At 64.6% G+C, this 10,825-nt stretch carries 9 protein-coding genes; 8 read left to right on the top strand and 1 reads right to left on the bottom strand.

Going from position 1 to position 10,825, the window contains the following annotated elements; all coding sequences use genetic code 11:
* The 6 genes from rapA to R3280_RS09180 all read left to right on the top strand — a co-directional run.
* On the top strand, positions 1 to 2,505 hold a 2,505-nt coding region (gene rapA, locus R3280_RS09205; protein WP_318998304.1), incomplete at its 5' end, for an RNA polymerase-associated protein RapA.
* Between the two features lie 99 nt (positions 2,506 to 2,604).
* Positions 2,605 to 5,052: an acyl-CoA dehydrogenase gene (locus R3280_RS09200; RefSeq protein ID WP_318998305.1), complete on the top strand. Its 2,448-nt coding sequence runs from the start codon at positions 2,605 to 2,607 to the stop codon at positions 5,050 to 5,052.
* Positions 5,053 to 5,186: 134 nt separating this feature from the next.
* Entirely contained in the window at positions 5,187 to 5,567 is a 381-nt protein-coding gene (gene crcB / locus R3280_RS09195) for a fluoride efflux transporter CrcB (protein WP_318998303.1), read from the top strand.
* 261 nt (positions 5,568 to 5,828) lie between these two features.
* Positions 5,829 to 6,035: a cold-shock protein gene (locus R3280_RS09190; RefSeq protein ID WP_152205488.1), complete on the top strand. Its 207-nt coding sequence runs from the start codon at positions 5,829 to 5,831 to the stop codon at positions 6,033 to 6,035.
* A gap of 189 nt (positions 6,036 to 6,224) precedes the next feature.
* Positions 6,225 to 7,136, top strand: coding sequence for a bile acid:sodium symporter family protein (locus R3280_RS09185; RefSeq protein WP_318998302.1), 912 nt, complete (start codon positions 6,225 to 6,227; stop codon positions 7,134 to 7,136).
* Positions 7,137 to 7,217: 81 nt separating this feature from the next.
* Positions 7,218 to 7,919 carry a lysophospholipid acyltransferase family protein gene (locus R3280_RS09180; RefSeq protein ID WP_318998301.1) on the top strand — a complete coding sequence of 234 codons (702 nt, stop codon included), beginning with the start codon at positions 7,218 to 7,220 and terminating at the stop codon, positions 7,917 to 7,919.
* 45 nt (positions 7,920 to 7,964) lie between these two features.
* Here R3280_RS09180 and R3280_RS09175 read toward each other — a convergent pair whose 3' ends face one another.
* Positions 7,965 to 8,768, bottom strand: a complete 804-nt coding sequence (locus R3280_RS09175) for a dienelactone hydrolase family protein (protein ID WP_318998300.1) — start codon at positions 8,766 to 8,768, stop codon at positions 7,965 to 7,967.
* Positions 8,769 to 8,972: 204 nt separating this feature from the next.
* Between R3280_RS09175 and ald the strand changes: the two genes are divergently transcribed.
* Both ald and R3280_RS09165 read left to right on the top strand, forming a co-directional pair.
* Positions 8,973 to 10,097, top strand: coding sequence for an alanine dehydrogenase (gene ald / locus R3280_RS09170; protein ID WP_318998299.1), 1,125 nt, complete (start codon positions 8,973 to 8,975; stop codon positions 10,095 to 10,097).
* Positions 10,098 to 10,199: 102 nt separating this feature from the next.
* Positions 10,200 to 10,769: a glutathione S-transferase gene (locus R3280_RS09165; protein ID WP_318998298.1), complete on the top strand. Its 570-nt coding sequence runs from the start codon at positions 10,200 to 10,202 to the stop codon at positions 10,767 to 10,769.
* Positions 10,770 to 10,825: the final 56 nt, after the last annotated feature.

The raw sequence follows: 10,825 nt of genomic DNA, 5'->3' as shown, positions 1-10,825 counted from the left end.
GGCCAGTTCGACCGCAACGGGGCTTTCCGGCTCCGGGTGGCGACCCTCAACCACCTGGACCGCCTGCGTGGTTCACCGGTACAGGGGCTCATCGGCGCCCGCACCCAGCACCTCCCACACCAGGTCTACATCGCCCACGAAGTGGCCCAGCGCTACGCGCCCCGGGTGCTGCTGGCGGACGAGGTGGGGCTTGGTAAAACCATTGAGGCGGGGCTGATTCTGCACTACCAGCTCCATACCCTGCGGGCGCGGCGGGTGCTGGTAGTGGTACCGGAATCTCTGATGCACCAGTGGCTGGTGGAGATGCTGCGTCGCTTCAACCTGCGTTTCGCCATTGTGGACAACGCCCGTTACGACGCCGAAACCCTGCCCGCCGACGAGGAACTGGCCACCGACGCCGATGAGGCCCCGGCCAATCCGTTCGAGGCCGAGCAGCTGGTGCTGTGCAGTCTGGACTTTCTCACCAGCCACCCCACCGCCCGCAGTGACGCCCTGGCTGCCGGCTGGGACCTGATGGTGGTGGACGAGGCACATCACCTGGCCTGGGCACCGAACGACGCCAGTGTGGAATACCAGGTCATCGAATCCCTGGCGGCCCAGACCCGGGGCCTGTTACTGCTGACCGGCACGCCGGAGCAGGTGGGGGTCACCAGCCACTTCGCCCGCCTGCGACTGCTGGATCCTGCCCGTTTCCCCGATCTCGAGGCCTTTCGCGCCCAGGAGGAGAACTACCAGCGCATCAACCAGGTGGTGGCCGGGCTCCGGGCCGGTTCCGGCCGCCCCGATGCCGACCAGCAGAAAGTGCTGAAAGAGTGGCTGGGGCCGGAACTGGACGTACTGATGGCCGAATCCGAGCCGGTGCCCGCCATCATTGACGCCCTGCTGGACCGCCACGGCACCGGCCGGGTGCTGTTCCGCAATACCCGGGCGGCCATCAAGGGTTTTCCGGAGCGCCGTCTGCACCCCTCGCCGCTGCCATGCCCTGCGCTCTACCAGGATGGTGGCGAGCTGTTCGGCGAAGCCGGCCTGACGCCGGAAACCCGAGCCGATGAGGAGCGCTGGCTGGCAGAAGACCCTCGGGTCCGGTGGCTGGAGCAGACCCTGGTCCGGCTGCGCCCGGCCAAGGTGGTGGTGATCTGCGCCCACGCCCAGACGGCCATGGCGCTGGAGTACCACCTCCAGCTGCGGGCCGGTATTCGCAGTGCCGCCTTCCATGAACACCTGAGTCTGGTGGAGCGGGACCGGGCGGCGGCCTATTTCGGTGAGAGCGGGCAGGGCGCCCAGGCGCTGATCTGTTCGGAAATCGGCAGCGAGGGCCGCAATTTCCAGTTTGCCCACCATCTGGTGCTGTTCGACCTGCCCGCCAACCCCGACCTGCTGGAGCAGCGTATCGGCCGGCTCGACCGTATCGGGCAGGCCGAAGCCATCGACATACACGTGCCCTACCTGGAGCAGACCGCCCAGGCGGTGCAGTTCCACTGGCTGCACGAGGGCCTGCAGGCCTTTACCCGCAGCAACTCCATCGGGGTCGCGGTGCGGGAGCGTGTGCTGGCGGACTGGCAGGCGGCGCTGGCCGGGGAGGTCCGCGATACCACCGCTCTGACCGAGGCCACCGCCCGCGAGGCGGCGCACCTGCGGGCGCTTCTGGACAGCGGTCGTGACGCCCTGATCGAACTCAATTCCTGCCGTCCCGCCCGGGCCGCGGAGCTGATCGGGCGCATCGAGGAAGAGGAAGCGGAAGCGGGCGCCCGAAGCTACATGGCCGAGGCCTTCGACATTTTCGGGGTGGAGGTGGAATACCACTCGGACCAGTCCGATGTGCTCAAGCCCGGCGACCACATGCTGACCGGGCACTTCCCGGAACTGCCGGAGGACGGTGTCACGGTCACCTGGGACCGGGGCCAGGCCCTGGAGCGGGAGGACCTGGCGTTCCTGAGCTGGGAGCACCCGATGGTCACCGGCGTCATGGACGCGGTCACCAGTTCCGAGCTGGGCAAGGCGGCCCTGGCCAGCCTGTCGGTGAAAAGCCTGCCGGCGGGCACCCTGATGCTGGAGGCCCTGTTCACCGTACACTGTCCGGCGCCGGAGTCGCTGCAGCTTTCCCGCTACCTGCCGCTGGCGCCGCTGCGTCTGCTGGTGGACGTCAACGGTCGCAACCTGTCAGAGGCCCTGCCACACGACCGCCTCAACGAGCTCTGCGCCAACATCCGCCGCCGCACCGCCCAGGCCATCGTGCCGAAGATCCGCGCCGAAGTGGAAACCATGGTGGATCATGCCGAGGGCCTGGCCGACCGCCAGCTGGAACCGCTGCAGGCCCAGGCCCTGGAACGGGTGCGGGCGCTGTTCGGGCCGGAGATTCGCCGGCTGGAGGCGCTGCAGCGCAACAATCCGGCGATCCGCGAGGAAGAGATCACATTTTTCCGCCAGCAGCTGGCCGCCAGTGAGGCTGCCATCGGCCGCGCGAGCCTTGCGCTGGAAGGGATCCGGGTGATCGTGACAGCCTGACGGGGGCCGGCCGGCGCTGGCCAGCTCCCATCCAATCCGTTACTTTAGTCGTAGTCCCGATTAGCCATTTTCACTTTTGGAAGACAGAGACTGCCTATGATGACCCTGATTCTTTTCCTCATTGCCGTCGCCGGCCTGCTGGTGGTGATGCGCCGCGAAGCCGGTGCCAAACCAGCGATTGCCGTCATGGCCGGTGTCGGCGTGGTGTCCTGGGTGCTGGCCTCCGGCTGGCTCGCCTTCGTGCTGCTGGTTGGCGCTGCCATTACCGCCGCCGCCGGCCTGCCGGGCTTTCGCCAGGGCTGGCTGACGCCGCGCATCTTCGCCGCCTTCAAGAAGGTGGCACCTAAGGTGTCCGACACTGAGAAAGTGGCGCTGGAGGCCGGCAGTGTGGGCTGGGACGGTGAGCTGTTCACCGGCCGGCCGGACTGGCACAACCTGCTGGTCAACCGCAACACCGGCCTCACCGAAGAGGAGCAGGCCTTCCTGGACAACCAGTGCGCCAAGGCCGCCGGCATGTGCAATGCCTGGGACATTGCGGTGGAGCGTGCCGACCTGCCGCCGGAACTGTGGGACTACCTGAAGAAAGAGAAGTTCTTCGGCATGATCATCCCCAAGGAGTACGGTGGCCTGGAATTCTCCGCCAAGGCCCAGTCGGCGGTGTTGCAGAAGCTGTCCATGAACGAGGCCCTGATGGTCTCCGTGGGTGTGCCCAATTCCCTCGGGCCGGGTGAGCTGCTGCTCAAGTACGGCACCGACGAGCAGAAGAAGCATTACCTGCCGCGGCTGGCGGACGGTCGCGACATTCCCTGCTTTGGCCTGACCGGCCCCCGCGCCGGCTCCGACGCTACCTCCCTGCCGGATACCGGTATCGTGGTGAAGCGCAAGGTGGACGGCAAGGAGGTCATCGGCCTGGAGCTGAACTTCGAAAAGCGCTGGATCACCCTGGCGCCCATCGCCACGGTCGTGGGCCTGGCGTTCCGCATGTTCGACCCGGACGGCTTGCTGGGGGACAAGAAGGATCTGGGCATTACCTGCGCCCTGATCCCCCGCGATACCAAGGGCATGGAAATCGGCCGCCGCCATTGCCCCATCGGCAGCCCCTTCCTGAACGGCCCCATCAAGGGCAAGGATGTATTCATCCCGCTGGACTACATCATCGGCGGCCCGGATATGGCCGGTGAGGGCTGGCGCATGCTGGTGGAGTGCCTGTCCGTGGGCCGCTGCATCACCCTGCCGTCCGGCGCCGCCGGTGCCGCCGCCTATGCCGCCGGTACCGCCGGTGGCTTCACCCGCATCCGTCGCCAGTTCAACACCCCGGTGGCGGACATGGAGGGTGTGCAGGAGCCGCTGGCCCGGATCGCGGCGCAGACCTACATCGCCCAGGCGGCGGTCAGTCAGACTGCCAACATGGTGGACAAGGGCGAGAAGCCGGCCGTGCCCTCGGCGATCCTCAAGTACCACCTGACCGAGATGCAGCGGGCGGTACTGACCGACGCCATGGATGTGCACGGCGGCAAGACCGTGACCCTGGGGCCGAAGAACTACCTGGGGATCGGCTACAGCGGCGCTGCCGTTTCCATCACGGTCGAGGGTGCCAATATCATGACCCGCAGCCTGATGATCTTCGGTCAGGGCGCCATCCGCTGCCATCCCTACGTTCTCAAGGAGCTGGATGCCAAGGACCGTGACGACATCAAGGCGTTCGACCAGGCGTTCTTCAGTCACGCCGGCCTGATCTTCGGCAACGCCGGCCGGGCCCTTACCCAGGCCCTGGGCCTTGGCCGCGCCGACGTGCCCTTTGACAGTGCCTCCAGCCGTTATGCCCAGGGCGTGGCTCGCTTCAGCGCTGCCTTCGGTCTGTGCGCCGATGCCGCCATGGTGACCCTGGGATCCGAGCTCAAGATGCGGGAGCTGATCTCCGCCCGTCTTGGCGACATCCTCTCCAATCTCTACCTGGCCTCCATGGTGCTCAAGCATTGGCACGAGACCCAGCCGGCCCAGGGCGAGAAGGAACTGATGGAGTACAGCCTTGGCCTGCTGCTGTATCGGGCCGAGCAGGCGCTGGATGATTTCCTCCACAACCTGCCCAACCGCTGGGTGGCCGGTACCCTGAGGGCAATCACCATGCCGCTGGGACGGCGCTGGGACAAACCCCACGACGACCGCACCCGGGCCCTGGCGCGGGCGGTGTCCACCGACACCCCCATCCGCAGCAAGCTGCTGGCCAATATCTGGCACAGCCACAGCGATGGTCCGGAGGAGAATCCGGTTGCCCGCTACAACGACCTGCTGAAGGATTACGACAAGGCCGAGAAACTCTACCGCAAGGTCAACAAGGCCTATGCCAAGGGTGAGCTGCCCACCACAGCGCTGCATCCGGAGGAGCGCTTCGAAGCCGCCCTCAAGGCCGATATCCTGTCCAAGGAAGAAGCCGACTTCATGCGGACCTATGAGGCCAATGTGCTGGACATGATCAGCGTCGACGACTTCGAGTTCGACGCCTTCGCCCAGAAGAAGGACTCGGTCATCAACCATAACGCGGCCTGAAGCGCTTGAGCCCGCCGCCGGCCTTGGTTACTCTCGGTCGTTGGCGGGCAGGGCAGCTGACAGCGCACCAGCAGGGGCCCCGGCACACGCCGTTGTGGCCCCTTTTTCATGCCAAACCAGGAGTCGATGCCGTCATGTGGATGTCCGTTGTCGCCGTCAGTCTCGGTGCTGTACTGGGTGCCAATCTGCGCTGGTTCCTTGGCCTGTGGCTGAACGGCCCCGGTCATGCCATTCCCTTGGGCACCCTGGCGGCCAACCTGGTGGGCGGCGGCCTCGCGGGTCTGCTGATCGGTTATTTCAGCCACGGCACGACGCTGTCACCGGAATGGCGGCTGTTTGCGGTTACCGGTCTGTGCGGGGCGCTGACCACCTTCTCCACCTTTTCGCTGGAAATGCTGGCGGCCCTTCAGGCCGGAAAATGGGGCATGGCGATTGCCGGCGTCCTGGTCCATGTGGTGGGCTCCATCCTCATGACGGCTGCCGGATTCTACAGTTATGTGCTGCTGAGGGCTTGAAAACGCTGGTTTTCCCGTCTGACGGCTAGCCGGTCTCGGTATCTCTACTTACCGTCTGAAAAAAGTGTTTGCTTTCTTCGTAACAAGGAGTAAAGTTCGTCGGCAAGGAAAGATAAGTGAAGCATTTCATGAATAAGACGTATCCCGCCGTAGTTCGTAGTGCATCGTCCTGTTTTTGATTACGCAATTCTGTTTTTCCGCAAACGCTGCTTGCCCATGTCGGGCGGCGATAGATAAATTATTGAGTTCAGGATATAAAGTATGTCTACTACTACCGGTACTGTTAAGTTCTTCAACGAAGCAAAAGGCTTTGGTTTCATTACCCGTGAGTCCGGCCCGGACGTTTTCGTTCACTACAGCGCCATCACCGGTTCAGGTTTCAAGACCCTGGCTGAAGGCCAGCAGGTCGAGTTCACCGTGACTCAGGGCCAGAAAGGTCCTCAGGCGGAGAACGTAGTTGCCCTGTAAATAACAGGCAGCTTCTCCAAAAAGGCAGCCACGGGCTGCCTTTTTTTGTGCCTGCAATTTGGGAATCAGTGCTATTAATGACCACCAATTAGGCAAATGAATTTCTCGCATTAGTTGGGGTTGGCTAGACTCAACCACTGACCAACCTGGCACCCGGGTTGCTGATCCGACCCCGGCCAAGGAGCCTTCATGAGCCCCGAACAGCTGATTCACATCGTCAACGTGCAGGTGATCCCGATCTGCCTGTTCCTGATCATGCTGGGCATGGGGCTGTCGCTGGTGACCGATGACTTCCGCCGGGTGGTGGCCTACCCCAAAGCGGTGGCCATTGGCCTGGTGTGTCAGCTGATGGTGCTGCCGCTGGTGGCCTTCGGCCTGGCCAACGTCATGCCGCTGACCCCGGAGTTGGCGGTGGGGGTGATGCTGCTGGCGGTCTGTCCGGGCGGTACCACGTCCAATCTCTATGCCCACCTGGGCCGCGGCGATGTGGCGCTGTCGGTCACCCTCACGGCAGTGGCCAGCATCGTGACCGTGTTTACCATCCCCTTCATCATCAATGGCGCCCTCGTTTACTTCATGGGCGAGGCCGGACAGCTGTCCCTGCCGGTGGCCAAGACCATGGCCAGCCTGGTGGCGTTGACGGTGATACCCATCAGTCTGGGCATGCTGATCCGGCGCTGGCGGCCGGCGTTTGCCATTGCAGTGGAGCACCGGGTAAAACATTTCGCGGTGGTTTTCCTGATTCTGCTGATTGCTTTCCTGGTCTACCAGCAGTTCGATGTGTTCCTCGATGCCATGGTCAGTGCCGGGCCGGTGGCGTTGCTGCTGAACCTGATTACCATGGCGATCGGTTACTACAGTGCCCGTGCCTTTGCCCTCAACCGGCCCCAGAGTATTTCGGTGACCCTGGAGGTCGGGCTTCAGAACAGCAGCCTGTCCATGGTGCTGGCGCTGGGGCTGCTGAACAACTACGCCATGTCGCTGACGCCGGCGATCTACACCGGCGTCATGTTCATCACCGCTGGCGTGCTGGTGTATTTCACCAGCCGCTGGCTGCCGGCACGTGACGCCCGCGCCGCGGCGCTGCAGACCGAGGGCTGAAGCCGGGCGTGACAAAGCCATCGATCTGACCGGTCAGCCGTGTATCATGGCACCTCGTGTGTCGGAATCTGGTCGTCGAACATGTGGGCATTTCTCAAAGCCGTCTGGATCATCTTCTGGGCGGCGTTCCTTACCCTGATCCTGTTTCTGCCGATTGTCGTTGCCGCCCTGGTGGGCCGTCGTGGCGACGCCGCTTTCCGCGGTACCCAGGTCTACGCCTGGATCCTGCTGCATCTGATCGGGGTCACTCTGAAAGTGCGGGGCCGGGAGCACATCCAGCCCGGCCAGCGCTACGTCATCCTCAGCAATCACGCCTCCTACCTGGACCCGCCGGCCCTGGTGCTCAGCCTGGGCCTGCAGTACCGCTGGGTGATCAAGAAGGAGTTGCGGCGGATACCGCTGTTCGGCCTGGCGCTGGAAACCTCCCGCAACCTGTTCATCGACCGGGCCCGGGGCAGTGATGCCCTCAACAGCATCAAGCGGGGCGTCGCCCAGCTGCCGGACGGCACCGGGGTATTGCTGTTTCCGGAGGGCACACGGTCGCCGGATGGCACCCTTCTGCCGTTCAAGCGCGGCGGCTTCGTAATCGCCCAGGACGGCGGTCTGCCGGTGCTGCCGGTCACCATCCGCGGCTCCCACTACTGCCTGCCGAAGGGCCGGGCGGCATTTCGCTCCGGCTGTATCGAAGTGATCATCCATCCGCCCGTGGCCAGTGCGGGCAAGACCCAGGCCGAACTGATGGACCAGGTGAGGGAGGCCATCGCCTCGGGTCTGGAGGGCTGAAGGAACCGCGCCCATCGATGCTGCCGGGCGCGGCCTGGCCATGCCTCAGTCGGCAAGCACTTCCTGGTAGAACTCGAGGGACTCTGCCCGGGCCCGGGCCGCTGCCTCGGGGTCGTAGGCCACCGGCATGCCGAACTCCTCGGCCTTCTGGTCCGCCGCCGGCACCATGAACGAGTGCTTGGCGTCCGGGAAGCTCACCAGGGTGAAGTTGGCGTTGGCATTCATCATCTCGCTGACGAAGCCGCTCACCTGCTCCGCCGGCACGAAGGGATCGGCGCCACCGGTATAGACCTGAATGCGGGCGCTGACAGCACCGGGTTCAGGCTTGATCCCGCTGCCCAGGGAACCGTGGAAGCTCACCACTCCGTCCAGGTCCAGGCCCAGGCGTGCCATGTTCAGTACCACCGCGCCGCCCATGCAGTAACCCTCGGCGGCGATGCGTTCGGCGTCAACGGTGGCGTGGTCCTGCAGGATGGTCATGGCGGCCCGGAAGCGCTTCTCCATGGTTTCAGGATCGCCCATGGTGGCCTGCATGAACTGTTTGGCGTCGTCCGGATGGGTGGCCAGTTTGCCGCTGCCGTACATGTCCAGGGCGAAGGCGGTGTACCCCATGGCCGCGAGCTGCTCCGCCTGCTGGCGGGCGAAGTCGTTCAGCCCCCACCACTCATGCACCACCAGAACGCCGGGGCGCTTGCCCTCGAAATCATCGTCGTAGGCAATGTGGCCGGTGAAGCTGGTGCCGTCGATGCTGTATTCCACGGTTTCGGTCCGCAGTTCCGCCAGGGCGGGGGCGGCCAGCAGCGTCAGGGCCAGGGCGCCGGCCGGCAGCAGGGTGTTTGGAGTGATCATGGTCAGAGTCCTCATCGGGTTGCGTTCGCCAGGAACGGGTATCGGCCCGGAGGCGGTGCCCGTCCAGGCTGTATAGCAGCATAGCCATACGGCCGAAACCCTGCCTTGGATGTACGACCTTGGCAGCCTGCCATGGCCCTCCCCGGTCCACCGGAGGGCTTTCGACTACACTGAGAACAGCAATCCATCGGTGGAGGAAGCCTCATGCGTATCGGTGTGCCCAGGGAGATCAAGAACCACGAGTACCGGGTAGGGATGACCCCGGCGTCGGTGCGGGAACTGGTGGAAAAACGCCATACCGTGCAGGTGGAGACTCAGGCCGGGGCCGCCATCGGATTCACCGACGAGGACTACGAAAAGGCCGGCGCGGTGATCCTGGCTTCAGCCCGGGCTGTCTACGCCGACTCGGAGATGATCGTCAAGGTCAAGGAGCCCCAGGCCGCCGAGAGGGCCTGGCTGACCCGCGATCACACCCTGTTCACCTACCTGCACCTGGCCCCGGACGAAGACCAGACCCGGGACCTGGTGGAATCTGGGGCTCTGTGCGTTGCCTACGAAACCGTTACCGACCGGCACGGCCGCCTGCCGCTGTTGGCGCCCATGTCCGAGGTGGCCGGGCGCATGTCGGTGCAGGCCGGTGCCCACTGCCTGGAAAAATCCATGGGTGGCCGCGGGGTGCTGTTGGGGGGCGTGCCCGGTGTCAGCCCGGCCCGGGTCACCATCATCGGCGGTGGCGTGGTAGGGCAGAACGCCCTGGCCATGGCCATCGGCCTGGGTGCCGATGTCACGGTACTGGACCGCAGCATGGAAGTGCTGCGGGAGCTGGACCACCTGTATGGCAACCGCGTGACCACCCTGTTCTCCACCGGCGATTCCCTGGAGCAGGCGGTGACCCGCTCCGACCTGGTGATCGGCGGCGTGCTGATCCCCGGCGCCTCTGCTCCCAAGCTGGTGACCCGGGCGATGCTCAAGCAGATGCCCGAGGGCAGCGTGATCGTGGACGTGGCCATTGACCAGGGTGGCTGCGTCGAGACCTCCCGGCCCACCACCCATGCCGAGCCTACCTTCGTCGAGGAGGGCGTTATCCACTACTGCGTGGCCAACATGCCCGGGGCGGTGGCCCGCACCTCCACCCTGGCCCTGAACAACGTCACCCTGCCATTCATCCTTGCGCTGGCCAGCCAGGGGCCGAAGGAGGCGCTGCTCAATGACCCGCACCTGATGGCCGGGGCCAACGTCTGTGACGGCAAGGTCTGCCATCGGGAGGTGGCGGAGGCCCGGGGCTACAAGTACCAGGATCCGGCCAGGCTGCTGAAAAAACGCAAGTAGTCCTGCCGTGCCGGGGTGCGGGCGGATCGGCATGGCTTTTTCGCCGTTGGGAGCTATGCTGGCTTGATGATCTTTCCGACCCAGGTATTCCACGGAGGCTCCATGAAACTGATCGGCTCCACCACCTCACCCTACGTGCGCCGCACCCGGCTGCTGCTGGCCGACACCCCCTACGAATTCGTCAACCTCGACATCTACGGGGAGGGCCGCGACGAGCTGCGCCGCAACAACCCGGCGCTGAAGATACCCATGCTGGTGGATGGCGACCAGGAGGTCTACGACTCCCGGGTGATTGCCCGCTACCTGGCCCAGAAGCTGGGCCTGCCGTCTATGTCCTGGGACCAGGAAAACCAGCTTACCCTGATCGACGCCGCCAACGACTCCTGCGTGATCCTGCTGCTGTCCAAGCGCTCCGGCCTGGATATCGAGCAGGACGCCATGTTCTACAACATCCAGCGGGAACGCATCATGACCACCCTGCGGACCCTGGCGGCCATGGTGGATGATGGCCAGTTCAGCCAATGGCACTATCCATCCATCTGCCTGTTCAGCCTGATCGACTGGCTGGACTTTCGCTCGCTGGTGGATTTTCAGGGCATCGAGAGTCTGCGCCAGTTCCGGGACCATTGGCTTGACCAGCCCATGGTGACCGAGACCGACCCCCGCCAGTAACCGCAGAGGATTTTTTTTGATCCGGCAGGAAGACTGTGGAGCCGGCTACTATACTT

Origin of the sequence: Marinobacter sp. (assembly GCF_033722195.1) — a bacterium.
GTDB lineage: Bacteria > Pseudomonadota > Gammaproteobacteria > Pseudomonadales > Oleiphilaceae > Marinobacter.
The sequence above is the reverse complement of the archived record's forward strand: the minus strand, read 5'-3'. Positions and strand labels throughout refer to the sequence as shown.

Bases quoted from the DNA above. Each gene is read 5' to 3' on its own strand.
- R3280_RS09200 (WP_318998305.1), top strand. From the start codon at position 2,605: ATGACCCTGATTCTTTTCCTCATTGCCGTCGCCGGCCTGCTGGTGGTG.
- crcB (WP_318998303.1), top strand. From the start codon at position 5,187: ATGTGGATGTCCGTTGTCGCCGTCAGTCTCGGTGCTGTACTGGGTGCC.
- R3280_RS09190 (WP_152205488.1), top strand. From the start codon at position 5,829: ATGTCTACTACTACCGGTACTGTTAAGTTCTTCAACGAAGCAAAAGGC.
- R3280_RS09185 (WP_318998302.1), top strand. From the start codon at position 6,225: ATGAGCCCCGAACAGCTGATTCACATCGTCAACGTGCAGGTGATCCCG.
- R3280_RS09180 (WP_318998301.1), top strand. From the start codon at position 7,218: ATGTGGGCATTTCTCAAAGCCGTCTGGATCATCTTCTGGGCGGCGTTC.
- R3280_RS09175 (WP_318998300.1), bottom strand. From the start codon at position 8,768: ATGATCACTCCAAACACCCTGCTGCCGGCCGGCGCCCTGGCCCTGACG.
- ald (WP_318998299.1), top strand. From the start codon at position 8,973: ATGCGTATCGGTGTGCCCAGGGAGATCAAGAACCACGAGTACCGGGTA.
- R3280_RS09165 (WP_318998298.1), top strand. From the start codon at position 10,200: ATGAAACTGATCGGCTCCACCACCTCACCCTACGTGCGCCGCACCCGG.